Annotated in this window: 27 protein-coding genes; 22 read left to right on the forward strand and 5 right to left on the reverse strand. The window is 63.7% G+C overall.

Annotated features, from left to right (window positions below):
• Positions 1–13 precede the first annotated feature (13 nt).
• From AACO21_RS02375 to AACO21_RS02475, 21 genes are all read left to right on the forward strand, one after another.
• Positions 14–1,558: a YHS domain-containing protein gene (locus tag AACO21_RS02375; protein ID WP_346190877.1), complete on the forward strand. Its 1,545-nt coding sequence runs from the start codon at positions 14–16 to the stop codon at positions 1,556–1,558.
• A gap of 10 nt (positions 1,559–1,568) precedes the next feature.
• Positions 1,569–1,928 (forward strand): phenol hydroxylase subunit P4, encoded by a 360-nt coding sequence (locus AACO21_RS02380; RefSeq protein ID WP_346190878.1) that lies wholly within the window; start codon positions 1,569–1,571, stop codon positions 1,926–1,928.
• A gap of 67 nt (positions 1,929–1,995) precedes the next feature.
• The gene (locus AACO21_RS02385) at positions 1,996–3,051 is read left to right on the forward strand and encodes a phenol 2-monooxygenase domain-containing protein (RefSeq protein ID WP_346190879.1); all 1,056 of its coding nucleotides are present in this window, start codon (positions 1,996–1,998) and stop codon (positions 3,049–3,051) included.
• A gap of 180 nt (positions 3,052–3,231) precedes the next feature.
• The gene (locus AACO21_RS02390) at positions 3,232–4,254 is read left to right on the forward strand and encodes a TRAP transporter substrate-binding protein (protein ID WP_346190880.1); all 1,023 of its coding nucleotides are present in this window, start codon (positions 3,232–3,234) and stop codon (positions 4,252–4,254) included.
• A gap of 22 nt (positions 4,255–4,276) precedes the next feature.
• A complete protein-coding gene (locus AACO21_RS02395; RefSeq protein WP_346190881.1) occupies positions 4,277–4,819 on the forward strand; it encodes a TRAP transporter small permease in 543 nt (180 codons plus the stop codon).
• On the forward strand, positions 4,816–6,144 hold the full coding sequence (locus AACO21_RS02400; protein ID WP_346190882.1) for a TRAP transporter large permease: 1,329 nt from the start codon (positions 4,816–4,818) through the stop codon (positions 6,142–6,144). Before AACO21_RS02395 ends, AACO21_RS02400 begins: the two co-directional genes overlap by 4 nt.
• A 15-nt stretch (positions 6,145–6,159) precedes the next feature.
• Positions 6,160–6,804 carry a fumarylacetoacetate hydrolase family protein gene (locus tag AACO21_RS02405; protein ID WP_346190883.1) on the forward strand — a complete coding sequence of 215 codons (645 nt, stop codon included), beginning with the start codon at positions 6,160–6,162 and terminating at the stop codon, positions 6,802–6,804.
• Positions 6,801–7,574, forward strand: a complete 774-nt coding sequence (locus AACO21_RS02410; protein WP_346190884.1) for a fumarylacetoacetate hydrolase family protein — start codon at positions 6,801–6,803, stop codon at positions 7,572–7,574. The genes AACO21_RS02405 and AACO21_RS02410 overlap by 4 nt, the downstream gene beginning before the upstream one ends.
• Positions 7,575–7,590: 16 nt before the next feature.
• On the forward strand, positions 7,591–9,045 hold the full coding sequence (hpaE, locus tag AACO21_RS02415) for a 5-carboxymethyl-2-hydroxymuconate semialdehyde dehydrogenase (RefSeq protein ID WP_346190885.1): 1,455 nt from the start codon (positions 7,591–7,593) through the stop codon (positions 9,043–9,045).
• A 21-nt stretch (positions 9,046–9,066) separates the two neighbouring features.
• The gene (hpaD, locus tag AACO21_RS02420) at positions 9,067–9,915 is read left to right on the forward strand and encodes a 3,4-dihydroxyphenylacetate 2,3-dioxygenase (protein ID WP_346190886.1); all 849 of its coding nucleotides are present in this window, start codon (positions 9,067–9,069) and stop codon (positions 9,913–9,915) included.
• 64 nt (positions 9,916–9,979) lie between these two features.
• Complete coding sequence (gene hpaD / locus AACO21_RS02425; RefSeq protein ID WP_346190887.1) at positions 9,980–10,876, forward strand: 3,4-dihydroxyphenylacetate 2,3-dioxygenase; 897 nt, start codon at positions 9,980–9,982, stop codon at positions 10,874–10,876.
• A gap of 34 nt (positions 10,877–10,910) precedes the next feature.
• Positions 10,911–11,306: a 5-carboxymethyl-2-hydroxymuconate Delta-isomerase gene (locus AACO21_RS02430; RefSeq protein ID WP_346190888.1), complete on the forward strand. Its 396-nt coding sequence runs from the start codon at positions 10,911–10,913 to the stop codon at positions 11,304–11,306.
• A 15-nt stretch (positions 11,307–11,321) separates the two neighbouring features.
• A complete protein-coding gene (gene hpaH, locus AACO21_RS02435) occupies positions 11,322–12,125 on the forward strand; it encodes a 2-oxo-hept-4-ene-1,7-dioate hydratase (protein WP_346190889.1) in 804 nt (267 codons plus the stop codon).
• Between the two features lie 32 nt (positions 12,126–12,157).
• Positions 12,158–12,949 (forward strand): HpcH/HpaI aldolase/citrate lyase family protein, encoded by a 792-nt coding sequence (locus AACO21_RS02440; protein ID WP_346190968.1) that lies wholly within the window; start codon positions 12,158–12,160, stop codon positions 12,947–12,949.
• Positions 12,950–12,967: 18 nt separating this feature from the next.
• Positions 12,968–14,422 carry an NAD-dependent succinate-semialdehyde dehydrogenase gene (locus AACO21_RS02445; RefSeq protein WP_346190890.1) on the forward strand — a complete coding sequence of 485 codons (1,455 nt, stop codon included), beginning with the start codon at positions 12,968–12,970 and terminating at the stop codon, positions 14,420–14,422.
• Positions 14,423–14,495: 73 nt separating this feature from the next.
• The gene (locus AACO21_RS02450) at positions 14,496–15,698 is read left to right on the forward strand and encodes a multidrug effflux MFS transporter (RefSeq protein ID WP_346190891.1); all 1,203 of its coding nucleotides are present in this window, start codon (positions 14,496–14,498) and stop codon (positions 15,696–15,698) included.
• 10 nt (positions 15,699–15,708) lie between these two features.
• Positions 15,709–16,107 (forward strand): MAPEG family protein, encoded by a 399-nt coding sequence (locus AACO21_RS02455; protein WP_346190892.1) that lies wholly within the window; start codon positions 15,709–15,711, stop codon positions 16,105–16,107.
• Positions 16,104–17,333 (forward strand): MFS transporter, encoded by a 1,230-nt coding sequence (locus AACO21_RS02460; protein WP_346190893.1) that lies wholly within the window; start codon positions 16,104–16,106, stop codon positions 17,331–17,333. The genes AACO21_RS02455 and AACO21_RS02460 overlap by 4 nt, the downstream gene beginning before the upstream one ends.
• Position 17,334: 1 nt before the next feature.
• Entirely contained in the window at positions 17,335–17,751 is a 417-nt protein-coding gene (locus AACO21_RS02465) for a heme-binding protein (protein ID WP_346190894.1), read from the forward strand.
• A 62-nt stretch (positions 17,752–17,813) separates the two neighbouring features.
• Positions 17,814–18,995, forward strand: a complete 1,182-nt coding sequence (locus tag AACO21_RS02470) for an acetylornithine transaminase (RefSeq protein ID WP_346190895.1) — start codon at positions 17,814–17,816, stop codon at positions 18,993–18,995.
• 119 nt (positions 18,996–19,114) lie between these two features.
• Positions 19,115–21,073: an acetoacetate--CoA ligase gene (locus AACO21_RS02475; protein WP_346190896.1), complete on the forward strand. Its 1,959-nt coding sequence runs from the start codon at positions 19,115–19,117 to the stop codon at positions 21,071–21,073.
• A gap of 67 nt (positions 21,074–21,140) precedes the next feature.
• Here the strand turns inward: AACO21_RS02475 and AACO21_RS02480 are convergent, their stop codons facing one another.
• The 5 genes from AACO21_RS02480 to yegQ all read right to left on the reverse strand — a co-directional run bounded on the left by AACO21_RS02480 (position 21,141) and on the right by yegQ (position 25,457).
• Positions 21,141–22,244, reverse strand: a complete 1,104-nt coding sequence (locus tag AACO21_RS02480) for an acyltransferase (protein ID WP_346190897.1) — start codon at positions 22,242–22,244, stop codon at positions 21,141–21,143.
• A gap of 124 nt (positions 22,245–22,368) precedes the next feature.
• Positions 22,369–23,040 carry a DUF799 domain-containing protein gene (locus AACO21_RS02485; protein WP_346190899.1) on the reverse strand — a complete coding sequence of 224 codons (672 nt, stop codon included), beginning with the start codon at positions 23,038–23,040 and terminating at the stop codon, positions 22,369–22,371.
• On the reverse strand, positions 23,030–23,422 hold the full coding sequence (locus AACO21_RS02490) for a DUF4810 domain-containing protein (RefSeq protein WP_346190900.1): 393 nt from the start codon (positions 23,420–23,422) through the stop codon (positions 23,030–23,032). The genes AACO21_RS02485 and AACO21_RS02490 overlap by 11 nt, the downstream gene beginning before the upstream one ends.
• A gap of 1 nt (position 23,423) precedes the next feature.
• Positions 23,424–24,095: a CsgG/HfaB family protein gene (locus tag AACO21_RS02495; RefSeq protein ID WP_346190901.1), complete on the reverse strand. Its 672-nt coding sequence runs from the start codon at positions 24,093–24,095 to the stop codon at positions 23,424–23,426.
• Between the two features lie 57 nt (positions 24,096–24,152).
• Positions 24,153–25,457, reverse strand: coding sequence for a tRNA 5-hydroxyuridine modification protein YegQ (gene yegQ, locus AACO21_RS02500; RefSeq protein WP_346190902.1), 1,305 nt, complete (start codon positions 25,455–25,457; stop codon positions 24,153–24,155).
• 34 nt (positions 25,458–25,491) lie between these two features.
• Here yegQ and rng point away from each other — a divergent pair, with 34 nt between their 5' ends.
• On the forward strand, positions 25,492–26,943 hold the full coding sequence (gene rng, locus AACO21_RS02505; protein WP_346190903.1) for a ribonuclease G: 1,452 nt from the start codon (positions 25,492–25,494) through the stop codon (positions 26,941–26,943).
• Positions 26,944–26,959 lie beyond the last annotated feature (16 nt).

The following is a 26,959-nucleotide window of genomic DNA, read 5'->3' on the forward strand; positions in this document are numbered from 1 at the left end:
AGGAGAGAACACCATGGATATGAAAGCTAGCAAGAAGCTCGGCCTCAAGGAGCGCTACACCCTGATGACCCGCGATCTCGCGTGGGACACGACCTACCAGCCGATGGACAAGGTCTTCCCGCAGACCGCGTACGAGGGCATCAAGATTCACGACTGGGACAAGTGGGAAGATCCGTTCCGCCTGACCATGGACGCCTACTGGAAGTACCAGTCCGAGAAGGAGCGCAAGCTGTACGCGATTCTCGACGGCTTCAACCAGAACAACGGCCACCTGTCGGTCACCGACGCCCGCTACATCAACGTGCTGAAGCTCTTCCTCGGCTCGACCCCGCCGCTGGAGCTGATGGCGGCGCGCGGTTTCTCGATGATGGGCCGTCACATGCAGGGCGCCGGCCCGCGTGTCGCCTGCCAGATGCAGGCGGTCGACGAGTACCGTCACTTCCAGACGCAGATCCACTCGATCTCGAACTACAACAAGTACTACAACGGGATGGACGAGTTCGCCCATCAGCAGTCCCGCATGTGGTACCTGTCTGACGGCAAGTCCTTCTTCGATGACGCGATCACCGCCGGCCCGTTCGAATTCATGGTCGCCATCGGCTTCGCCTTCGAATACGTGCTGACCAACATCCTGTTCGTGCCGTTCATCTCCGGTGCCGCCTACAACGGCGACATGGCGGCGATGACCGTCGGCTTCTCGGCCCAATCCGATGAAGCGCGTCACATGACGCTCGGCCTGGAATGCATCAAGTTCATGCTCGAACAGGACCCGGACAACCTGCCCATCGTCCAGCGCTGGATCGACAAGTGGACCTGGCGCGGCACGCGCAAGCTCGCGTCCGTCGGCATGATGATGGATTACATGCTGCCCAAGCGCATCATGAGCTTCAAGGAAGCCTGGGAAATGTACGTCGAGGAAAACGGCGGCGCACTGTTCAAGGATCTGGCCCGCTACGGCATCACCATCCCGAAGTGCTTCAGCCAGACCATCGAGGAAAAGGAACACGTCTCGCACCAGTCCTGGATCGGTTTCTACATGAAGCCGCAGGCCACGCCGTTCCATACCTGGATTCCGACGCCGGACGAAATGGACTGGCTGTCCGAGAAGTATCCCAACACCTTCGACCAGTACTACCGTCCGGTGCTGGAGTTCTTCGACGCCCAGGAAAAGGCCGGCAAACGTTTCAACAACCAGACGGCCCCGATGAACTGCCAGGTCTGCGTCAGCACCATCAAATTCAACGAGCCGGGCGACCCGATGGAAATGTGCTTCCGCGAGACGACCTATCAGGGCGAGAAGTTCCACTTCTGCTCGGATCACTGCCAGGAAATCTTCGAGCACGAGCCGGAAAAGTACATCCAGACCTTCATCTCCTCGCACCAGGTCCTGCAGGGCAATTGCGAGCCGGAAGGCGTCGATGTCAATGCCCCGGACTTCCAGCCCGGCAAGCAGATTCTCGACTACTGGAAGCTCGACAAGCGGGCCCTCGGCGACTTCAACGGTTCCGAGGATCAGAAGAATTTCGCTGCCTGGCGCGAACAGGCCACCAAGAACTGAGGAGAACGCCATGACGATGCTGAAAACCCTGGCGCCGTATGAATTCAAGTCCCGCGACGCCCTGGAGAACTACAAGGGCCGCCAGCTGGTGTACATCAACTGGGAACGTCACCGCATGTTCTCCCGCCCCTTCGTCGTCGCCCTGACGCCGGATACGCCGTTCTCGACGATCATCGCGCAGATGGCCGAGTGCTTCAGCTATCACCCGGACTGGGCGCAGATCGACTGGGACAAGGCCCTCTGGCAGAACGGGAAGAACAGCTTCACGCCGGATCGCAACAAGAGCCTGGCCGAGAACGGTATCGGTCACAAGGACCTGATCCGTTTCCGCACCCCGGGCCTGGATGGCATTGCCGGTACCGGCTACTAAAAACGCACACGGTGCGCCGGACGGTCGACCCGTCCGGTAGCCCGGATTTCCCAGCGGAGAGACTGTCATGAGCTACGAACTGACCATTGAGCCCCTTGGCCGGACCATCGAAGTCGAGGATGGCCAGACCCTGCTCGACGCCGCACTGCGCGCCGGCATTTACCTGCCGCACGCTTGCGGCCAGGGCTATTGCGCCACCTGCAAGGTGTGCATCACCGACGGCGAGGTCGACCACCAGAACGCATCGAGCTTCGCGCTCATGGATTACGAGCGGGAAGAGGGCAAGGCCCTGGCCTGCTGCGCCACGCTGGAATCGGATGCGGTCATCGAAGTCGAAATGGAAATCGACGAAGACGCCCGCGACATTCCGGTCCGCGATTTCCACGGCGTGGTCAGCCGGATTGAAGATCTGACGCCGACCATCAAGGGCATCTGGCTCAAGCTGGACGAAGCCCTCGATTTCCAGGCCGGCCAGTACGTCAATTTCAACCTGCCGAATGACCTCGGCCACCGCGCCTTTTCGCTCGCCAACGCCCCGTCGACCGGCGACGAGATCGAACTGAACATCCGCATCGTCCCCGGCGGTGCCGGCACGACCTGGATTCACAACGAGCTCAAGGTCGGCGATGCGGTCACCGTGTCCGGCCCGTATGGTCGTTTCTTCGTGCACAAGTCGGCCAATGTGCCGTCCCTGTTCATGGCCGGCGGTTCCGGTCTGTCCAGCCCGCGCTCGATGATCCTCGACCTGCTGGAAGAGGGCAGCACCCTGCCGATCACGCTGGTGTACGGCGCGCGCAATCAGGGCGAACTCTATTACCACCAGGAATTCCTCGATCTGGCTGCCCAGTACCCGAACTTCACCTATGTCCCGGCCTTGAACGACGAGCCGGCCGACAGCGGCTGGACGGGCTTCCGCGGCTTCGTGCATGAAGCCGCCAAGGCCCACTTCGACAATGATTTCCGGGACCAGAAAGCCTACCTCTGCGGCCCCCCGATCATGATCGAAGCCTGCATCACCACGCTGATGCAGGGCCGCCTCTTCGAACGTGACATCTACACCGAGAAATTCTTCTCGGCGGCAGATGCCCAGCAGGTCCGCAGCCCGCTTTTCAAGCGCGTCTGAACATCGCGATCGGACCGTCTGGCGGGTGTTTCCTGCCCGACGGTCAACGCCTTTTTACCCCTCAATTTCATCCCGCAAATTTTGTCGCCGGCCCGTTGACTTACTAATATCGTAGTGATTTAATCACTAACATATTAACAAGCAAAACGCTGAACCATTACTCAAAAGAGGAGATGTCGAATGAACACCCGTCAATTGACTGTTGTGGCCGCCCTGTCTGCCCTGTCCCTGTCGGCCGCTGCACAGGAAGTCACTTTCAAGATTGCCCACTTTCTGCCGTCCGCTGCGCCGACCCAGCAGAAAGTGCTGCAGCCCTGGTGCGATGAAATGGGCAAGGCGTCGGCCGGCCGCATCAAGTGCCAGTTCTACCCGGCCATGCAGCTGGGCGGCACGCCGGCCCAACTGGCTGACCAGGTGAAGAATGGCGTCGCTGACGTGGTGTGGACCGGTCCCGGCTACTCTGCCGGTCGTTTCCCGGCCATCGAAGCCTTCGAGCTGCCGTTCATGGTCAAGGATGCAAGTTCCAGTTCCAAGGCCCTCTGGAAGTACTACCAGCAGCACGCGCAGCAGGAGTTCGCCGCCTACAAGGTGCTGGCTTTCCATACCGATGGTGGCCAGGCCGTGCATACCGCCAGCAAGCAGATTGCCGGCCTGACCGGTTTTGCCGGCCTCAAGCTGCGTACCTCGACCCGTGTTGGCGCCAAGACCCTGGCGGCGCTCGGTGGTCAGCCGGTCGCCATGCCGCCGGCTCAGGTGACGGAAGCCATCGCCAAGGGCGTGGTGGACGGTTCGCTGGGTGCATGGGAACTGGTTTATCCGACCAAGCTGTCCGAAGTGACCAAGTTCCATCTGCAGCCGGATACCGGCGTCGCCTATCCGACGGCCACCGTACTCGCTGTGCTGATGAACAAGCAGAAGTACGACGGCCTGCCGGCTGACCTGAAGGCCATCGTCGACAAGACCACCGGTGAAGTCATGGTCGGCAAGTTCGGCGCGATGTTCGATGAGGTCGCTGCCGACACCAAGAAGCGGATTGCGGCACAGGGCAACAAGATCACCACCCTGAGCGCCACCCAGGTCACGGCCATGAAGCAGGCGACGGCCAGCGTCGAGGACGAGTGGGCGAAGCAGGTTGGTGAAAAGGGTCTGGATGGCAAGAAACTGATTGCCGCTGCCCGCGAACTGACCGGCACGACCAAGTAAGGCAAGGATCAAGGAGAACAGCATGCAGGATCCGATGGGTATGCCGCATGATCTGGTGGAGCACGACGCGGTCGAGCACTACCTGATCATGGCCGGCAAGGCGATGGCGATTTCAGGCGGTGTCCTGTTTATCGCGCTGATTGCGATGTCGCTGGTCTCGATCATCGGCCGCAAACTGGGCTTTGGCTCGGTCAATGGCGACATCGAACTGATGCAGGCCGGGACGGCCGTGGCAGCAACGGCGTTTCTGCCGTACTGCACGCTGCTCGGCGAACACATCAAGGTCGATTTTTTCACCGAGAACATGCGTGCGTCCCTGAAGCGCCCGATCGACGGTATCGCCGAGTTGCTGCTCGGCGGTGTCTCGGTGCTGCTCGCCTGGCGTACCGTCTTGTCGGCGATTTCCACCTATGAATCGCAAGAGGTCACGACCCTGGTCTCGCTGCCGCTCTGGATTCCGACCGCGCTGCTGGTGCCGGGCATCGTGCTGATGGCGGTTTGCGCCTTCTACCGGGCCTATGCCTCCTTCCATCCCACCAAGAAAATTCCGGGAGCCCACAAATGAGCGGTACCACCATCGGCCTGATCGGCTTTGGCTGTCTGCTGGCCATGCTCGCCGTGCGGGTGCACATCACGATGGCGATGTTCATCACCGGCGCCGGCATCTATCTCGTCATGAACCAGGGCGAAACCTCGGCCCTGATGTACACCCTGAACAACCTGGTCTATGCCCGGGTTTCCAACTATGACCTGGCGGTGATCCCGCTCTTCATCCTGATGGGTCAGTTTGCGACCCACGGCGGCTTGTCCAAGGCGCTGTTCCGCGCCGCCGGCACGCTGATTGGCCACTGGCGCGGCGGTCTGGCGATGGCCTCGACGGCTGCCTGTGCGGCCTTCGGCGCGATCTGCGGTTCCTCGCTGGCCACCGCCGCGACCATGGGTCAGGTGGCGTTGCCGGAACTGAAGTCGCACGGCTATTCCGGCAAGCTGTCCACGGCCACGCTGGCTGCCTCGGGCACCTTGGGCATCCTGATCCCGCCCTCCGTCCCGCTGGTCATCTACGCGGTGCTGACCCAGGAATCGATCGGCAAGCTGTTCGTCGCGGCCGTCGTGCCCGGCATTATCGCCGCCCTCGGCTACCTGCTGGTGATCGCGATTATCGTCCGCTGCGACCCGTCTGCCGGCCCGGCCGGTGAGAAAGTGCCCTTCGGCGAGATGATCAAGGCCCAGATCAACATCATTCCGGTGCTCTGCGTCTTCCTCGTCGTCATCGTCGGCATCTACGGCGGCTGGGCCAATCCGACCGAGGCCGCCTCGATCGGCGCGGCCGCCTGCGGCATCATCGCGGCGGTCTCCGGCGGCATGCGCACCAAGGATTTCCTGCAGAGCGTCTATGGCACGGCCCACGCCACCGGCATGATCTTCATGGTCCTGATCGGCGCCGATCTGCTCAACTCCAGCCTGGCCCTGTCGCAAATGCCGACAGAGCTGGCGCTGTGGGTGCAGAACAGCGGTTTGCCGGCGCTGGTCGTGCTGTTCGCCATCCTGCTCATCTACATCCTGCTCGGCTGCGTGATGGATTCGCTGGCAATGATCCTCTTGACCATTCCCATCTTCTATCCGATGGTCATGGGTCTGGATTTCTTCGGCATGAGTGTCGAGGACAAGTCGATCTGGTTCGGCATCCTGGCGCTGATGGTGGTCGAAATCGGCCTCGTGCATCCGCCGGTCGGCATGAACCTCTACGTCATCAACAAGATCGCCAAGGATGTCCCGATGAAGGACACGGCGCTGGGCGTGATGCCTTTCCTCGCCTCCGACTTCATCCGCATCATCGCGCTGGTCTTCTTCCCCACCCTGTGCCTCGGCCTGGTGCATTTCCTCGGCTGAGCGGAGTCTGAATCCATGATCAAGCAACACGTTCGCGGCACGGCTTACGGCGTCATCCTCAACGATGCCGTCTCCGTGCAAAAAATCGGTTCGCTCGAGGAGGCCCCGTACAAGGGTGCCCCGAAGGCCCCGGTGCTCTACATCAAGCCGGCCAACACCCGTGTTGGATGTGGTTCGACGGTCAACCTGCCGCAGGGTGCCCATTCGGTCGAAGTCGCCGCCACCGTCGGTCTGGTCATCGGCCAGGCTGCCGCCCGCGTGACGGCGGCCGATGCCTTGGGTCACGTCAGCGGCCTGGTGCTCGCTGCCGATCTCAGCCTGCCGCACGCCAGCTACTACCGCCCGGCGATCAAGGAAAAGTGTTTCGACGGTGCGCTGCCGTTGTCCTCGGTCAAGCCGCTGGTCGATATCGCCGGCCTGACCCTGGTCACCGAAATCGATGGCGAGGTCGTGGATCGTCGCCCGCTCAATGATCTGATCCGCCAGCCGGCCCAACTGCTGGCCGATGTCTCGGAATGGATGACCCTCAATGCCGGCGACGTGCTGCTCGTCGGCGTGCGCTACCAGGCGCCGCAGGCCAAGGCCGGCAGCGCCGTCCGCCTCAGCGCCGAAGGCCTGGGCAGCCTGAATTTCACCATCGCACAAGGAGTCGCCGCATGAAGCACGGTCGGATCAGTTACAACGGCGCCGTCCATCAGGTGACGGACGCAGGTGTTGAAAATGCGGGCCGCGTTCGCCTCGCCGACGGTCGACTGCTCAGCGAGGGCGAATTCCAATGGCTGCCGCCGGTCGAAGTCGGCACTGTCTTCGCGCTCGGCCTGAACTACGCCGACCACGCCAAGGAACTCGCCTTCAAGGCACCGGAAGTGCCGCTCGTCTTCCTCAAGGGGCCGAACACCATCACCGGTCACAAGGCCGATACGCGCCGTCCGGCTGACGCCACCTACATGCACTACGAGTGCGAGCTGGCCGTGGTCATCGGCAAGACCGGCAAGAACGTGAAGAAGGCCGAGGCGATGGACATGGTCGCCGGCTACACCGTGGCCAACGACTACGCCATCCGCGGCTACCTCGAGAACTATTACCGCCCGAACCTGCGCGTCAAGAACCGCGACGCCTGCACGCCGCTCGGCCCGTGGCTGGTCGATGCCGCCGATGTGCCGAACCCGATGGCGCTCAAGCTGACCACCCGCGTCAATGGCAAGACGACGCAGGAAGGCACGACCGCCGACATGATTTTCGACATCCCGACCCTGATCGAATACCTGTCGTCCTTCATGACCCTCAATCCGGGCGACGTCATCCTGACCGGCACGCCGGAAGGCCTGGCCGATGTGAAGCCGGGCGATGTCATCGAAACCGAAGTTGAAAACGTCTGCTGTCTGGTCAACACCATCGTCGATGACCAGACCTGGTTCGCCCCCGTTTAAAGAAAGCGAGAACAGCATGATCAAGCACATCATCAACGGCCAGAAGGTCGAGAGCAAGGAGACCTTCGAAACGGTCAATCCGGCGACCGGCGAAGTGATCGATACCGTTGCCAGCGGCGGCGAAGCCGAAGTCAATGCCGCAGTGGCCGCCGCCAAGGCCGCTTTCCCGGGCTGGGCCGCCACGCCGGTCAAGGAGCGCGCCCGCCTGGTGCGCAAATTGGGCGAGCTGATCGCCGCCAATGTCGAGCCGATTGCCGACATGGAAACCGCCGACACCGGCCAGGTCACCTACCAGACCAAGAAGGTGCTGGTGCCGCGTGCCTCCGACAACTTCAACTACTTCGCCGAGCTGATTCAGCACATGCACGGCGAAACCTACGATTCCGACACCGGCCACCTGAACTACACGCTGTGGCAGCCGGTGGGCGTCTGCGCGCTGATCTCGCCGTGGAACGTGCCGTTCATGACCGCCACCTGGAAGACCGCACCCTGCCTGGCCTTCGGCAACACGGCCGTGCTCAAGATGTCCGAGCTGTCGCCGCTGACCGCCAACCGTCTGGGCGAACTGGCGCTCGAAGCCGGCATCCCGGCGGGCGTCTTCAACGTCGTCCATGGTTTCGGCAACACCGCCGGTGAGCCGCTGGTCGCCCACCCGGACGTGCGTTCGATCTCCTTCACCGGTTCGACCGCCACCGGCAACCGCATCGTCAAGTCGGCCGGCCTCAAGAAGTTCTCGATGGAACTGGGCGGCAAGTCGCCCTTCATCATCTTCGACGACGCCGACTACGAACGCGCCCTCGACGCCGCCATCTTCATGATCTTCTCTAACAACGGCGAGCGCTGCACCGCCGGCTCGCGGATCATCGTCCAGGCTGGCATCTACGATAAGTTCGTCGCCGATTTCGCCGCCCGCGCAGCGAAGATCAAGGTCGGCGACCCGACCGACCTGAGCACCATCATCGGTCCGATGATCTCCAAGGGCCATCAGGAAAAGGTCAATTACTACATCGAACTCGGCAAGCAGGAAGGCGCTGAAGTCGTCTTCGGTGGCGGTACGCCGACGGTCGACGACAAGTTCAAGAACGGTTTCTGGGTCCAGCCGACGGTCTTCGCCGGGGTGGATAACAAGATGCGCATCGCCCAGGAAGAAATCTTCGGGCCGGTGCCGTGCATCATCCGCTTCAAGACCGAAGAAGAAGCAAGCCAGATTGCCAACGACACCATCTACGGCCTGTCGTCGTACTTGTGGACCAACAACACCGGCCGCGCCATCCGCCTGGCCAAGGCCATCGAGTCCGGCATGACCTTCGTGAACAGCCAGAACGTGCGCGACCTGCGCCAGCCCTTCGGCGGCTCCAAGGCCTCCGGCACCGGCCGCGAAGGCAACCACTACAGCTACGAAGTGTTCTGCGAAGCCAAGAACATCGCCGTGTCCTACGGCAGCCACCCGATCCCGCGTTGGGGCGTCTGAGGACGCACGGAGGAGACAATCATGGGAAAACTCGCTTTAGCCGCCAAGATCACCCACGTGCCGTCGATGTACCTGTCCGAGCAGGACGGGCCGCACAAGGGTTGCCGTCAGGCCGCCATCGACGGTCACAAGGAGATCGCCCGCCGCATGCGTGAGGCCGGCGTCGACACCGTCGTCGTCTTCGATACGCACTGGCTGGTCAATTCCGGTTACCACATCAACTGCGCACCGAGTTGGGAGGGCATCTACACCTCCAACGAGCTGCCGCACTTCATCAAGAACCTGCCGTTCTCCTACGTCGGCAACCCGGATCTGGGCAAGGCCATCGCCGACACGGCGACGGCCATGGGCGTGCATACCCGCGCTCACGACGCGACCAGCCTGGCGCCGGAGTACGGCACCCTGGTGCCGATGCGCTACATGAACCCGGACAAGCAGTTCAAGGTGGTCTCGGTGTCGGCGTTGTGCACGGTGCACAACCTGGCCGACTCCATCGTGCTCGGTCAGGCGGTAAGAAAGGCGATCGAGGAACAGTACGACGGCACTGTCTCCGTGCTCGCCTCCGGCTCGCTGTCGCACCGCTTCGCCCAGAACGGCGTGTCCGAGCAATTCCTGCACAAGGTCTGGGACCCGTTCCTGGAAACCGTCGATCACCACGTCGTCGAGTTGTGGAAAAAGGGTGACTGGAAGACCTTCTGCGGCATGTTGCCGGAGTACGCAACGAAGTGCCACGGCGAAGGGATGATGCACGACACGGCGATGCTGCTCGGCGTCCTGGGCGGCGAAAGCTACACCGGCCAGGCCGAGGTGGTGACGCCGTACTTCGGTTCGTCCGGCACCGGCCAGATCAATGTCGTCTTTCCCGTCTAAAAGAGCGTAAAGCCACGGTCGACCCCGCAGAGAAGCCAATTTCCAAAGGATAAGGGAGACAAACATGGGTGAAATCGTCATGGCCATCAAGTGCACGCACGTGCCTTCGATGCTCATTTCCGAACAGCCGGGGCCGGCGCACGGCTGCCGTCAGGCTGCCATCGATGCCGAGCGCGAGCTGGGCCGGCGCGCCGTCGAACTCGGCGTCGACACCTTCATCGTGTTCGACACGCACTGGCTGGTCAATGCGGGTTACCACATCAACAACAACGCGGTGCACCAGGGCAATTACACCAGCCACGAGTTCCCGCATTTCATCCAGGACTTGCCCTACGCCTTCCCCGGCAACCCGGAACTGGGCCGGATGATTGCCGAGGAAGCGACGGCGATGGGTGTCAAGACGCGCGCCCATGAAGTCGCCTCGCTGGACCTGGAGTACGGCACCATCCTGCCGATGCGCTACATGAACCCGGAAGGCAAGATCCGCGTGATCTCGATTGCCGGCTGGAGCACCTTCGGCTCGCTGGACGAGTCGCGCATCCTCGGCGAAGCACTGGCCAAGGCCGTGGCCCGCAGCAACTGTAAGGTCGCCATCGTGGCCTCCGGCTCGATGTCGCACCAGATCTGGGAAAACCGTCTGGTCGAGCAGGGTTTCAACACGATCAGCCGCGAATTCAACAAGCAGGTCGATCTGCGTGCGCTGCAATTGTGGGAAGCCGGCGACTGGGGTCCCTTCCTGCGCATGCTGCCCGAGTACGCGCAGTACTGCACCGGCGAAGGCAAGATGCACGACACCGCGATGCTCTTCGGCGCCCTCGGCTGGGACAAGTATGAAGGCAAGGCCGAGATCGTCTGCCCCTATTTCGAAAGCTCGGGCACCGGGCAGGTCGTGGTCAGCCTGCCGGTTGAGGGCATTCCCCTGTCGGCGCGCGGCGTCGGCATGGAAATGCCGGTTTCCTGAGCGTCGACCGTCAAAGCATTCTCTGGAGAGCACCATGCCCCACCTGATCTATGAAATCACCGACAACCTGAACGTGGCCGAGGCTGACATTCAGGGCCTGCTGAAGAAGAGCAACCAGGTCCTGATCGATCAGGGGGGCGTTTTCCCGACCGGGGGCATCCGCTCCCGCGTGCATTGGCTCAAGGATTACTGCGTCGCCGATGGCACCCAGACCAGCGATGCCTTCGTGCATGCCACGCTGAAGATCGGTGCGGGCCGTTCCGACGAGGCCAAGAAAAAAACCGGTGACGAACTGTTCGCGATGTTGAGCGCGCACTTCGCTGCCTTCTTCGAGCGTCATGGTTTGGCGCTCTCCATGGAAATCGCCGAGTTCAGCGAGGCCGGCACCTGGAAGAAAAACAACATTCACCCCCGCTACAAGAAGAACTGACAGAGGAGAATCAACATGCTCAGCCAAGACATCATCCAGGCCGCCGCCCAGCGCCTGCACGCCGCCGAACAGGCCCGCCAGCCGGTGCGCCAGATTTCGCTCGACCACCCGGAAATCACCATCGAGGACGCCTACGCGATCCAGAAGGCCTGGGTCCAGATCAAGCTGGCCGAGGGCCAGAAGGTCGTCGGTCACAAGATCGGCCTGACCTCGCGCGCCATGCAGATGTCGTCGCAGATCAACGAGCCGGACTTCGGCACCCTGCTTGATGAGATGGTCTACAAGGACGCCAGCGACATTCCCTGCTCGCGCTTCATCGACCCGATGGTCGAGGTCGAGCTGGCCTTCATCCTCAAGGATCGCCTGGAAGGCGAGAACGTCACCATCTTCGACGTGCTCTCGGCCACCGATTACGTGGTGCCGGCGGTCGAGATCATCGATGCCCGCTGCCATCGCATCGATCCGGAAAGCAAGCGGCCGCGCAAGGTGATGGACACCATTTCCGACAACGCCGCCAACGTCGGCATCATCCTCGGCGGTCGCCCGATCAAGCCGATGGACATCGACCTGCGCTGGGCTTCCGCGCTGCTCTACAAGAACGGCGTGATCGAGGAAACCGGTGTCGCCGCCGGCGTCCTGAACCATCCGGCCAACGGCATTGTCTGGCTCTCCAAGAAGTTCGCGCCGCACGGCGTGGCGCTGGAACCGGGCCAGATCATCCTGGCCGGCTCCTTCACCCGTCCGGTGAAGGTGACGCCGGGTGATACCATCCACGTCGATTACGGCCCGCTGGGCAACATCACTGCCCGTTTTGTCTGATTTTGCCGGGATAAAGGACGTCGACCGTGGACATGCCCCTCAATACCTTCAAGCGCGCGCTGGCTGCCGGTGAAACGCAGATCGGCCTCTTTCTCGGCCTGGCCAACGCCTACACCGCCGAGGTCGTCGCCACCACCGGCTTCGACTGGCTGCTGATCGACGGCGAGCACGGCCCCAACGACCTGCGCTCGATCATCGCCCAGCTGCAAGCCCTGGCGCCGTACCCGGTACGGCCGGTGGTGCGTACCGTCGACCACGACGTCGCCCGCATCAAGCAACTGCTCGACGGCGGCGCCCAGACGCTGATGGTGCCGATGGTTGAATCCGCCGCCGATGCCGAAAAGCTGGTGCGCGCCATGCGCTACCCGCCCAACGGCATCCGTGGCGTCGGCACCGCAATGGCCCGTGCCGCCCGTTGGAACGGCGTGAACGGCTACTTCGCCCAGGCCGACCAGGAAATGTGCCTGATCGTCCAGATCGAATCGACCACCGGCCTCGCCGCCCTCGACGAGATTCTTCAGGTTGCAGGCGTCGATGCCGTGTTCATCGGCCCCTCCGACCTGGCCGCATCGATGGGCTGCCTCGGCAATCCGGGCCACCCGGAAGTCAAGGCCGCGGTCGAAGGCGCCATCCGCAAGATTGCGGCCGCGGGGCTCGCGGCTGGGGTATTCTCGGCCGATCCGGCTGCCGCCGAAGCCTATCGCCAGATCGGCGCCAGCTTCCTGCTGGTCGGCGTCGATGCGCTGCTGCTGCGTAATTCGGCCGTGGCCCTGGCCGACAAATTCAAGCATTCCGCCGACGCCAAGACCGGCGCGGCTTACTGAACAACGAGGAGACACCCCATGCTGGTACTGAAGGATCTGAACCTGCTGCGTCAGGCCTGCTATATCGATGGCACCTGGGTCGGCGCCGACAGTGGCGAATTCATCGACGTCACCAATCCGGCGACCGGCGAGGTGGTGGCGACCGTGCCGCGTTGCGGTGCGGCCGAGACCGAGCGCGCCATTGCCGCGGCCGAGACGGCCCTGAAAACCTGGCGCGAGACCACGGCTGCCGAGCGTTCGCGCATCCTGCGCCGCTGGTTCGACCTGCTCATGACGCATCAGGACGACCTGGCCGCACTGATGACCGCCGAGCAAGGCAAGCCGCTGGCGGAAGCCAAGGGCGAGATCGCCTATGCCGCCGCCTACGTCGAGTGGTTCGCCGAGGAAGCCAAGCGCGCCTACGGCGAAGTCATCCCGTCCCCGTTCAAGGACCGCCAGATCGTCGTCACCAAGGAACCGGTCGGCGTCTGTGCCGCCATCACCCCGTGGAATTTCCCGTCGGCGATGATCACCCGCAAAGTCGCCCCGGCGCTTGCCGCCGGCTGCACCATCGTCTTGAAGCCCGCCGAACAGACCCCGCTCTCCGCCCTGGCCCTGGCCGAACTGGCCGAGCGTGCCGGTGTCCCGGCCGGCGTGTTCAGCGTCGTCACCGGCAAGGCCTCGGCCATCGGCGGCGTGATGACGTCCAGCCCCATCGTGCGCAAGCTGACTTTCACCGGCTCGACGCCGATCGGCCAGTTGCTGATGCAGCAGTGCGCCGGAACGGTCAAGAAGCTGTCGCTGGAGCTGGGCGGCAACGCCCCCTTCATCGTCTTCGACGACGCCGATCTGGATGCCGCCGTCGCCGGTGCGCTGGCCTCCAAGTACCGCAATGCAGGCCAGACCTGCGTCTGCTCAAACCGTTTCCTGGTGCAGGACGGCGTCTACGACCAGTTCGCCGAAAAGCTGGCGGCGGCGGTGGCGGGCCTCAAGGTGGGCAACGGCATGGATGAAGGGGTCACGCAGGGCCCGCTGATCGATGATGCGGCCATCAACAAGGTCGAAGAACTGGTGCAGGATGCGATCGGCAAGGGCGCGCGGGTCGTCACCGGCGGCAAGCGCCATGCGCTGGGCCGCACCTGGTATGAGCCGACCATCCTGGCGGACGTGAGCAAGGGCATGGCCGTGGCCAAGGAAGAAATTTTCGGGCCGGTGGCACCGCTCTTCCGCTTCCACACCGAAGCCGAGGCCGTGCAGATGGCCAACGACACCGAGTTCGGCCTGGCAGCCTATTTCTTCTCGAAGGACCATGGCCGCGTCTGGCGGGTCTCGAAGCAGCTGGAATACGGCATGGTCGGCATCAACACCGGCCTGATCTCGACCGAGGTGGCGCCCTTTGGCGGCGTCAAGCTGTCCGGCATCGGCCGTGAAGGCTCCAGCCACGGGATCGAGGAATACATGGAACTGAAGTACCTGGCCATGGGTGGCCTCTAAGCAGATTGGTGCGGGCCGGAAACCCCGGTCCGCAGTCTCTGTCTGCCATTGCTTGCATGGATCGGTTTTGCTGATGACGCCTGTCGGTCTACCCGCGGCCCGCGAGGGCCGTTTTCTTTTGCTGCTCGGCGCGCTGGTCGCTTTCGGGCCGCTCTCGATCGACCTCTATCTGCCCGCCCTGCCCGCCATCGCCAGCGGACTGGCCACCTCGGCCGAGGCCGTGCAGGCTTCGATCACCGTCTTTCTCGCCGGCTTTGCCTTCGGCATGCTGGGCTACGGCCCGATTTCGGACCGTTATGGCCGCCGCCGCGTCATGCTGACCGGCATTGCCCTGTTTGTCGTCGCCAGCCTGGCCTGCATGCTGGCCGAGAATATCGGCCAGCTCCTCGTGGCGCGGGCGTTTCAGGCGATTGGCGGCGGGGCGGCGTCGGTGCTGGCGCGCGCGGTGGTGCGCGATGTCTATACGCCGACCGAGGCAATTCGCAAACTTTCCCTGATGGCCATGGTCACGGCCATCGCACCGTTGCTGGCGCCGGTGCTCGGCAGCGCCTTGCTGCATCTGTTCGGCTGGCGCGGCACTTTTGCGGCGGTACTGGCCTGGGGGCTCCTCAGTCTGGCGGTCGTCTGGTCTCAGGTGCCGGAAACCCTGCCGCCTGAACGACGGGGGCAGACATCGCTGGGCGCGGCCTTCAGCGCCTATGCGCGCCTGGCCACCGATGCCCGCGCCGTGGGCTTGCTCCTGGCCGGCGGGATGTCCTTCGCCGCGATGTTCGCCTACATCACGGGCAGTCCGTTTTATTTCATCGAACTGCAAGCGTGGTCGCCCGCCGCCTACAGCCTGGTGTTCGCAGCCAACGCCCTGGGCATTTTTCTCGTCAACTTTGCCAACAGCCGACTCGTCCATCGCCTGGGGGCGGCCACCCTGGCCGGCCTGGGCAGTGCGGCCGCGTTGCTGGCGGCGCTGGCGCTGGTGCTCGCCATCCAGGTGCAGGCCGGCAGCGCGGTCGTCGTGCTGGCCCTGTTTGTCGTGGTCAGCATGACCGGCTTGCTGGGTGCCAACTGCGTCGGCCTCCTGATGGGGCGTTATCCGCAGAATGCCGGTGCTGCCGCCGCGCTGTTCGGTTCGGCACAATTTGGTTTCGGGATGTGGGCGAGCGCCCTGGTTGGGTACACTCACGATGGCAGCGGTCGTCCCATGGCCTGGGTCATCCTGGGGGCGGCGCTGCTCTCCGTTGCCGGACATCTTTTGTATCGGCACGCCACCCGCCACGACTGAAAGGCTGCCCATGCATCCGATTGCCCTGATCTGTACCGCCATCCTCGGCCTGCTCTTGTTCCTGCTCGGGCTGGCCGTGTCCATCCAGCGTTTTCGCAACAAGATCGGAGTCGGGGGCGCGGACGACAAGCATGCGCTGATCAACCGGGTGATCCGGGCGCATGCCAATACGGCCGAGTTTGCGCCTTTTCTGGCGGTGCTCTTCCTGTATCTCGGGGCACAGGCACCGGGCGCGCTGACGCTCGGCTTGATCGTGGCGGCCACCGTGTCGCGCCTCGCCATCGTGGTCGGTCTGATTGCCTTTCCCAGTCTCTCGCGACCCAATCCGGCCCGTTTTGCCGGAGCGCTCGGGACCTATCTCTGCGGCGCGGCGCTGTCCATTCAACTGCTCTGCCAACTCGCCGCATGACCCTGCCTGCCGGATTGCGGGCGCTGGCCCACGCCAATTTTCGCCTGTACTTCGCGGGGCAGGCGATTTCCATCCTCGGCTCCTGGATTCAGCAGGTGGCCCTGGCCTGGCTGGTCTATCGGTTGACCGGATCGGCCGCCTTGCTGGGTATCACCGCCTTCTGCGGCTTGATTCCGCAGCTGGTCGTGGGACCGTTTGCCGGGGCCTTCATCGACCGCCAGGACAAGAAGCGCGGGCTGATCCTGGTGCAATCCCTGATGGCCCTGCAGGCCTTCGTGCTGGCCGGGCTGACCTGGCTGGACTGGATCAACACGCCCTTTATCGTGGTCATGGCGCTGCTCCTCGGGGTGCTTTCGAGTTTTGATGCGCCGCTGCGCCAGTCCTTGATCGGCACCTTTGTCGGCCATCGCGACGACCTGCCGAATGCCCTGGCCCTGAATGCCATGCTGTTCAATGCGGGCCGTTTTGTCGGGCCCCCGATCGCCGGCCTGTTGCTCGGGCTGACGTCGGAAGCCGCCTGCTTCGCCCTGAACGGCTTTTCCTTCCTGGCGCTGATCTGGGCCATCCTGCGGGGCCGTTCGGCGCCGCCGCCACGGGCCAAGGGCTCGGTCGGCGAGGTCTTTCGCGAGGGCCTGGCCTATGCCTGGCAGGACTGGAGCGTCCGCACCCTGATCCTCACCCTGATGGCGCTCAACCTGACGGCCTCGGCCTATGCCGTGCTCCTGCCCATTTTCGCGGCCGATGTTTTCCACGGCGATGCGACCACCCTCGGCTGGCTGTGGGGCGCCGCCGGATGCGGGGCTTTTGCCTCGACCATCCTGCTTGCCACGCGCAAGGCCTTGCCCGATGTGGTGGCGGCGGTGGTGGCGGGGACCGGGATTGCGGCGCTATCCCTGCTCGCCTTTGCCGCGACCGACTGGATGGCGCTGGCCCTGTGCGGCATGGTTGGTGTCGGCTTCGGGATTTCGGTGACCAATGTCGGCATCAACATGCTGCTGCAAAGCGCGGCGCCGGATGCGCTGCGCGGGCGCATTGTCTCCTTCTTCACCGCCACCCGTTTCGGCTTTGACGCCCTGGGCGGCCTGTTGGCCGGGTTCCTGGCATCCCTGGCCGGGGCCGGGCCGACCCTGATCGGTGAAGGGGTGGTGTTGCTCGGTTTTGTCGTTTTTCTGATGGCTCGCCGTGAGCGACTCATCGCAGGCGTGGCGCGTTCGAAGGAGGCGTGACATGGAGATTGAACAGGTTCCCAATCTGACGCTGGCCGGGGCCGAGCGTCTGGTCGATGCGGCCCTCGCCGCGGCACGGGCGGCGGCAGTGCCGATCTGTGTGGCGGTGGTCGACCGCGCGGGCCTGCCGCTGGTTTTCAAGCGCATGCCCGGTGCACCGCTGCATTCCGTCGAGATTGCGCTGGACAAGGCCTATACGGCGGTCAGCTTCGGTCGACCGACCGGGGACTGGCAAAACCGTCTGGCCCAAGGCTCGGAGATGCTTCGCCACGGTTTGATGCAGCGTCCGCGCTTCGTCGGCTTTGGCGGTGGGCTGCCGGTGCTGCATGCGGGCGTGCGCGTGGGGGCCATCGGGATTTCCGGCGGCAGCGAAGCCCAGGACGTCGCCTTTGCGGAGAGCGCGCTCGCGGCTGGCTGAGTCATGCATTTGCCACGCCGGGGTTCTATACTGCGGCCCTTGTCGATCTATCGGAGTTTCCCATGCAATACGGCGCCCATTCCACCGATTCCCTGATGTACATCACCAACCGCCCGGACATCGTGTTCGAGCGTGGCGAGGGCTCCTGGCTGACCGATCATGCGGGGCGTCGCTATCTCGATTTCATCCAGGGCTGGGCCGTCAATTGCCTGGGCCATTGTCCGCCGGAGATCGCTGAGGCGCTGGCCACGCAGGCACGCACGCTGATCAATCCGAGCCCGGCTTTCTACAACGCGCCGATGGTCGAGCTGGCCGGCCTGCTCACTAGTCATTCCTGTTTCGACCGTGTCTTCTTCGCCAACAGCGGCGCGGAGGCCAATGAGGGCGCGATCAAGCTGGCCCGCAAGTGGGGCCGCCTGAACCGTCAGGGCGCGCACGAGATCATCACCTTCGGCCACAGCTTCCATGGTCGCACGCTGGCCACCATGTCGGCCTCCGGCAAGGCCGGTTGGGACACGCTGTACGCGCCGCAGGTCGCGGGCTTCCCGAAGGCCGAGTACAACAATCTGGCCTCGGTCGAGGCGCTGATCGGCCCGCAGACCGTGGCCATCATGCTCGAGCCGGTGCAGGGCGAGGGCGGGGTGATCCCGGCCGACGTCGCTTTCCTGCAGGGCTTGCGTGCGCTGACCCGCGAACGCGGCATCCTGCTCATCGTCGATGAGGTGCAGACCGGCATGGGCCGTACCGGCAAACTGTTCGCCCATGAGCACGCGGGTATCGAACCGGACATCATGACCCTGGGCAAGGGCATCGGCGGCGGCGTGCCGCTGGCCGCGCTGCTCGCCCGTGAGGCGATCTGCTGTTTCGAGCCGGGCGATCAGGGCGGGACCTATAACGGCAACCCGCTGATGACCGCGGTCGGCGTGGCCGTGCTCCAGCGTCTGCTGGCACCGGGCTTCCTCGACGAGGTGCTGGCGCTGGGCGATTACCTGCGTGCGGGCCTGCTCGCGCTCTCCGAGAAGCATGCTCTGCAGGGCGAACGGGGCTCCGGCCTGCTGCGCGCCCTCATCCTCGATGACGAGCGTGCCCCGGACATCGTGGCCCGTGCCCTGAGCATGGCGCCGACCGGCCTGCTGCTCAATGCGCCGCGCCCCAACCTGCTGCGCTTCATGCCGGCCCTCAACGTGACCCGGGCCGAGATCGATCAGATGCTGGCTCAGCTGGACGGCCTGCTCGCCCGCTGAGGCCGCGTCACGCGTGACATGCCCCAATTGTCCGGTTGATGACAGTCGGCCGGACAAGGGCGGGCTATGCTTGCCGGATGGCGGCGCATGCCACCGATAAAAAAGACAGAGGAGACACCATGACTTACGCAATTGATCCGACCCCGCTCTGGCAGCCCGATTCGGCGCGCCAGGCCGCAACCCGCATGGCGGCCCTGATGCAGGCGCAGGGCAAGGCCAGCTACGATGAACTCTGGCAGTGGTCGGTCAGCGAGCCGGCGGCCTTCTGGTCGACGGTCTGGGATTTTTGCGGCGCCGTCGGTGAAAAAGGCAGCCAGATTCTCGTCGACCGCGAGAAGATGCCGGGCGCACGCTGGTTTCCCGACGCGCAGGTCAATTACGCCGAGAACCTGCTGGCCCGGCGGGGCGAGGGCGAGGCCCTCGTGTTCTGGGGCGAAGACAAGGTCAAACGGCGCTGGACGCATGCTCAGCTCTACCGCGAAGTTGCCCGCATCCAGCGCTGCCTGATCGAGGCCGGCGTGCAGGCCGGTGACCGCGTTGCGGGCTATCTGCCCAACCTGCCGGAAACCCTGGCCGCCATGCTGGCCGCGACCGCGCTCGGCGCCATCTGGTCCTCCGCTTCGCCGGATTTCGGCGTCCAGGGCGTGCTGGATCGCTTCGGCCAGATCGAACCGAAGGTGCTGATCTGCGTCGATGGCTACTGGTATAACGGCAAGCCGGTCGATTGCCTGGAAAAGAATGCCGAGGTCGTGGCCCGCATGCCGTCGCTGGTGCGCACGGTGGTCGTGCCTTACCTGGCAGAACAACCGGCGATCGATGGCATCGCCAATGCTCTGTCGTGGTCCGACCTGCCGACGGTCGACGCCGCCAGCGAGGTCATTTTCAAGCGCCTGGCGTTCGACCATCCGCTGTTCATCATGTTTTCGAGCGGCACCACGGGCGTGCCGAAGTGCATCGTCCATTGCCATGGCGGTGTGCTTCTCCAGCATCTGAAGGAACACCAGCTGCACAGTGACGTGCGGCAGGGCGATCGCCTGTTCTATTTCACGACCTGCGGCTGGATGATGTGGAACTGGCTGGTTTCCGGTCTGGCGGCCGGCGCCACGCTGCTCCTCTACGATGGCTCGCCCTTTGCCGGCAAAGGCAAAGTCCTCTTCGACTATGCCGAAGCCGAAGGCATGACCCACTTCGGGACCTCGGCCAAGTTCATCGATGCCGCTGCGAAACTCGGCCTGACGCCGGGCAAGACGCATGATCTGTCCCGTCTGCGCGCGATGTTCTCGACCGGCAGCCCGCTCTCGCCGGAAGGCTTCGAATGGGTCTATCGCGAGATCAAGGGCGACATCCTGCTTGCCTCGATTTCCGGCGGGACCGACATCGTGTCCTGTTTCGTGCTGGGGAATCCTGTCCTGCCGGTGTATCGCGGCGAGATTCAATGCCGCGGGCTGGGCATGGCCGTCGCCGTGTTCGATGAAGGCGGCCGTCCGGTCCGTGCTGAAAAAGGCGAACTGGTGTGCACCGTGCCCTTCCCGAGCATGCCGGTGGGTTTCTGGAACGATACCGACGGGTCGAAATACCATGCGGCCTATTTCGACCGCTTCGAGAACATCTGGTGTCACGGCGACTTCGCCGAACTGACGGCGCACGGCGGGATGATCATCTATGGCCGTTCGGATGCCACCCTGAATCCGGGCGGCGTGCGCATTGGCACCGCGGAAATCTACCGTCAGGTCGAGCAATTGCCGGAAGTCGTCGAGTCGCTGGTGATCGGCCAGGATTGGCCGCCGGGCAAGAACGACGACGTGCGTGTCGTGCTCTTCGTCAAACTGGCCGACGGGCATGTGCTCGACGAGGCCCTGATCGATCGCATCAAGCGCCAGATCCGCGACAACACGACCCCGCGCCATGTGCCGGCCAAGGTGGTGCAGGTGCAGGACATTCCGCGTACCAAGTCCGGCAAGATCGTCGAACTGGCCGTCCGCAATGTCGTGCATGACCAGCCGGTGAAAAACGTCGAAGCCCTCGCCAACCCCGAAGCCCTGGATGAATTCCGGGATCGTGCCGAATTGCGCGACTAAGGCGATCGCGCCATGAAAAAAGGCGGGCACCGTGAGGTGGCCCGCCTTTTTGTTGGCTGGTGGGGCCTTAGCTGCGACCGAGAATGACGCGGCGCAGGATGTTCAGCGTGAGCATGCCGGCGCGTTGGGCGGCCACCTGGACCGGCGTGCCGAGCCAGGTCAGGGCACCAATCAGGCGCTGGCTGGCGGCCGGCGATTCAACCCAGCGGTAGAACAGGGTGCCGGCCCCAATGCTCAGGGCCCAGGTGCCGAGGAGGCCGAAGAGGGCGCTTTCCGTCGAATCAAAGTCGAACAGGGTGTACAGGCCGTTGGTCACGAGCAGGATGGGGAAGTGCACCAGGAAAACCGAATACGAGACCTGGCCGAGAAAATCGAGGGCCGGGGAGGTCGGCCAGCGCGTGAGGAGGCCCGTCCGGCGGCTGACGCCGAGGGCCAGCGCAACGACCAGGGCGAGCGCGATACGCAGGCGGAAATCGAGCACCAGGGCAGCAATCCCGACCGTGGCAATGACGCCGAGCCAGACAGCCAGCCGCTGGCGGTTGGAGGCCCACCAGGCGGCAGCGCCCAGCGAATAGGAGCCAAAGAAGTAGAGGGCGTAGCTATCCCAGTCCGCATCGCGGTTGAACCAGAAGAGCGAGGCGGTCCCGACGGTCAATACGAGCAGCGGGGCCAATCCGCCGATCCGCCCGAGCCAGAGCAGGAGGGCCATCAGCGCAAACAGCTGGAAATCAATGGCAACGTACCAGGCACCGGCTGACAGCGCGTCGACGCCGAGGACGCCGTGCAGCAGGGTGGCATGGGCCAGCCACTGGCCCAGGGTGGCGCGATCCGGAATGGCATCGTCGCTCATCCATTGATCGGCCAGGGCCGAACAGACGATGGCCAAGCCCAGCGCGGCCATGAAGGGGACGACGAGGCGCAGGTAGCGTTTCCAGATCAGCGGCAGCGGATTGCGGGTCAGGGCCTGACCGTCCGCGGAGAGGCCGCGGGCAGCGAGAAAACCGGCAATGACGAGAAACACCTGAACCGCCATCCGCCCATAGTCGAACAACCAGCCCATCGAAACCGGCAGCGTGTCGCGCGCCGTCACGGCCATCGGGCCGTAGGAGGAGAGGTGGTGCAGCAGAATGATCTGGGAAGCGATGGCCTTGAACGCGTCGATCAAGGGCATGCGGTGGGTGTTCGGGTTCATCCGCGAGAGTTTAGCGTGTATTGCTGCGCTGCAGCAGGGGTGTCTGCTGGTTTTGGTCAGTAAAAAGGCCCCGGATGGGGCCTTTTTGCAACGCCGGGGCGGCTTATTGAGCCGGTGAGCCGTCTTTCATGTACATCGGCGAGCGCGGGCCGTACAGGATGCCGTTCGGCCGGCCTGCCGCGAGCAGGCGATAGGCGGTGATGCCGGCAATACCGTGGGCCCGGTTGCTCAGTGAATCGGCAATCTGGTTGATCACCGCTTTGACAAGCATGCCGATCAGGCCGCCGGAGTTGTTATCCCCTTCGGCGCTGGAAGCTGTGGCGCTCCCTGTCCACAGGGTTCGCCCATTGCGCAGATCGATAAGCTTGGCCTCGGCGGTGACGCGCGTTTCGCTGGAAACCACCATGTAACTCGTGCCGTACTGCTTCACGTTGATGTACAGGGCCGTGTCCGCACCAAAAATCTCGCGCAGCTTGGCGGCCGGCAGTTCGTGAATGTCAGCGGGCGTTTGCAGGCCATTCTGGCGGAAGGTTTCATCCACCAGCGTGACCGGCAGGACGTAATAGCCGGATTCGGCCAGCGGCCAGGTGGTCTGGGCCAGCATGCTGTAGGTCGCCTTGATGTCGGGCGAGCTGTTTAGCGGCGGCAGCACGAGGATGGAGGCCGGACGGCTTTCCTTGAAGGCCGAGTAATCATATTTGGCCGGTGCAGCACAGCCCCCCAACAGCAGCGCAGCAAGGGCGAGGAGGCCGGTTTTCAGAGCATTAACGCGCATCGGTCGCAGGCCTTTCGAATTTTTTCAGCAGGAAATCCATGAAAGTGCCGCTTTCCGGGAAGCGCTGTTTTTCCAGGGCAAGGTGGCTGGCCATCTGGTCCGTACGGCCGGTGTTGCCGTAGAGCATGGCCAAGTGGGCATGGAAGCCGGGCGGCAGGGTCCGGCCTTCCGCTGCGGCGCGCGCCATGTCTTTTTCCAGCGCGAGAATCTGCTCTTCCGCGCTGCCATCGCCTTTGAAGTGGCTGTACACCTGGGTCTGGTAGCTGCCCCAGTAATACAGCGGCTGGGGCCGATTGGCGCAAGCGGCCAGCAGGCAGGCCGAGAGCAGGCCGAGCGCGATCAGGCGCACCGGCGGTGCGCCCCGTCGGGAGCGGGCCTGCATCTTAGTTGGCGGGGCGCCAGGCGCCGCTTTCCAGGCCGTTGACCAGGCTGTCCACGCTTTCGCGGATGGCGAGATCGAGGACCTTGCCGTTGAGGGTGGAGTCGTAGCTGGCGGTGCCGCCAAAGCCGATGATCTCGCGGTTCGAGAGTGCGTATTCACCCGCCCCTTGGGCCGAGAAGACCACTTCGGCGGTCTGCACATCGACGACGTTCAGGGAGACCTTGGCGTAGGCGATCTGCTGCTTGCCGCGACCCAGGATGCCGAACAGCTGATGGTCACCGACTTCCTTGCGGCCGAACTCGGTGACGTCGCCCGTGATGACGTAGCGCGCACCCTTCAGGTTTTGCGTCGTCTTGGCGAGGCCGGCTTCCTGCTTGATCTCGGACATGTTGTCGCGATCCAGCACATTGAAGCGGTTGCTCTGCTGCAGGTGGGTGATCAGGATGGTTTTGGCCTGGCTGCCCAGACGGTCGATGCCGTCGGTAAAGATGCCGCGCATGAAGCTCGAACGGTTGTCGAACTTGCCGACCGAGATCGGCTGGCGCACGCCGGTGTAGGCGGTGCGGGCGGCAACCGGCTTGGCGATTTCAACGGTGCGGGAGGTTTCGGTGGCGCAGCCGGCGAGCAGGGCCGACAGGCTGAGGGCAATCAGGGTGAGGCGGGACAGGGTCATGACCAATCCAGGCTATTCAAAAGGAATGGCATTCTAGCACTGCCCCGCCAGGGGAAATCAGGCCTGATCGATGCGGGCGATGTAGGCGCCGGCCATCTCGGGCGGCAGGTCGATCCAGACGCGATGTCCGCTGCCCGGCGCAACCTCGACGGCTTCCCCGGCCTTGTTTTCCATGCGGCCGATGCGGTGCAGGCGGTTGCCCGACGGATGCACGCATTCGATCAGCGCCTGGGCTGCAAAGCGGTTCTTGACGGCGATTTCCATCAGGCCGCGCGTGGCATCGTAGGCCACGGCATCGCCGGCGTACTGGCTCTTGTCCGACTCGGAATGACCGCGCAGGTAGTTCTGGTAGTCGGCGTCGTGGTGGCGCTGGTAGAAGCCGTCCGTGTAGCCGCGATTGGCCAGGTGTTCGAGTTCGCCGAGCAGGGCCGGGTTGAACGGGCGACCGGCGACGGCGTCATCGATCGCCTCGCGGTAAGCCTGGCAGGTGCGGGCGGCGTAGTAGGGGCTCTTGGTGCGGCCTTCGATCTTCAGCGAATCGATGCCGAGCTCGACCAGACGGTGCACATGTTCGATGGCGCGCAGGTCCTTCGAATTCATGATGTAGGTGCCGTGCTCATCTTCCTCGATCGGCATCAGCTCACCCGGACGCTGCTTTTCTTCGAGCAGGATTTCCTGGTCGCGATTTTGGTAGAAATTGACGGGTTGACCGTCGGGCAACTGAACCGGCTGGCCATCCGAGGTGCTGACCTTGTAATCCCAGCGGCAGGAGTTGGTGCAGGTGCCCTGGTTCGGGTCGCGGTGATTGAAGTAGCCGGAGAGCAGGCAGCGGCCGGAGTAGGCGATGCAGAGCGCGCCATGCACGAAGACTTCAAGCTCGATGTCCGGACATTGCTGGCGGATTTCGGCCACTTCATCGAGCGAGAGTTCGCGCGACAGGATGATGCGGCTCAGGCCGAGCTTTTTCCAGAAGCGGACGGCAGCCCAGTTCACCGTATTGGCCTGGACGGAGAGGTGAATGGCCTGTTCCGGGAAGGCCTCGCGCACCATGTCGATCAGGCCGGGGTCGGACATGATCAGGGCGTCGGGCTTCAGCGCGATGACCGGGGCCATGTCTTCGAGATAGGTGGTCAGCTTGCTGTTGTGCGGGAAGATGTTGCTGACGACGAAAAACTGCTTGCCGCGGGCATGGGCCTCGGCAATGCCTTCGCCGAGTTTTTCCAGGGTGCCGAACTCGTTATTGCGCACGCGCAGGCTGTAACGCGGCTGGCCGGCGTAGATGGCATCCGCCCCGAAATCGAAGGCCGTGCGCATCATGTCGAGCGAACCGGCGGGGGCGAGGAGTTCTGGTGCCTTTGGCATAGTAAAATTCTGAAAAATCGCGAATTTTACGCCCATGAACGAAGAAATCCTGATCAATTTCACCCCCCAGGAAACCCGTGTTGCCGTGATGCAACAAGGCGTTGTCCAGGAGTTGCACATCGAGCGCACGGCCAGCTGCGGGCTGGTCGGCAATGTCTATCTCGGCCGCGTCTGCCGCATTTTGCCGGGCATGCAGTCCGCGTTTGTCGAAATCGGCCTGGAGCGCACCGCCTTCCTGCATGTGGCCGACATCTGGCAGCCGCGCGAAACGGCGCAGGAGCGTCCGATCGAGCGCATTCTGTCGGAAGGGCAGAGCATCGTCGTGCAGGTCATCAAGGACCCGATCGGGACCAAGGGCGCGCGTCTGTCCACGCAGATTTCCATCGCCGGCCGCATGCTGGTCTATCTGCCTCAGGAGCGCCATATCGGGATTTCCCAGCGCATCGAATCCGAGGCGGAGCGCGAAGCCCTGCGCGAGCGTCTGACCCGGCTGATGCCGGAAGATGAGTCGGGCGGCTTCATCGTGCGCACGATGGCAGAAAATGCCAGCGATGAAGAATTCGCCACCGATATCGCCTACCTGAAAAAAACCTGGGCCGACATTCGTGATCGGGCCCGCGTTTCCGGGCCGCCGACCGTGCTGTATCAGGAACTCTCCCTGGGGCAGCGCGTCTTGCGCGATCTGGTCAATCCGGAAACCACGCGCATCGTCATCGACTCGCGCGAGAACTTCCAGAAGCTGACGGCCTTTGCCGAGGAATACACCCCGGCCGTGCTTGCCCTGCTCGATCACTACGTCGGCCAGCGTCCGCTCTTCGAACTGCACGGGGTGGAAGAGGAAATCCAGAAGGCGCTGGCCCGTCGCGTCGATCTGAAGTCCGGCGGCTACCTGATCATCGACCAGACCGAGGCGATGACGACCATCGACGTGAACACCGGCGGCTTCGTCGGCGTCCGCAATTTCGACGACACCATCTTCAAGACCAATCTGGAGGCTGCCGTCACCATCGCCCGCCAGCTGCGTTTGCGGAACCTGGGCGGCATCATCATTGTCGATTTCATCGACATGGAGAACGAGGAGCATAAGAAGGCGGTCCTCGAGGAATTCAACAAGGCCCTGGCCCGCGATCACACCCGCCTGACGGTCAACGGCTTCACCAACCTCGGTTTGGTGGAGATGACCCGCAAGCGCACGCGCGAATCGCTGGCCCATGTGATGTGCCAGACCTGCCCGACCTGCGGCGGCCGCGGCGAGGTCAAGACGGCGCGCACCATGGTCTATGAAATCCTGCGCGAACTGCTGCGCGAGGCCCGTCAGTTCAATGCCCGCGAGTACCGCATTCTGGCCGGTCCGGCGATCATCGATCTCTTCCTCGATGAAGAGTCGCCCTCGCTGGCCATGCTGTCCGACTTCATCGGCAAGCCGGTTTCATTGCAGTCCGAGGGCAGCTATCTGCCCGAACAATACGACATCGTCCTGATGTAACGCTGACCTGAGGAGC

Origin of the sequence: Dechloromonas sp. ZS-1, assembly GCF_039649255.1 — a bacterium.
In the GTDB taxonomy this organism is placed as follows: domain Bacteria; phylum Pseudomonadota; class Gammaproteobacteria; order Burkholderiales; family Rhodocyclaceae; genus Azonexus.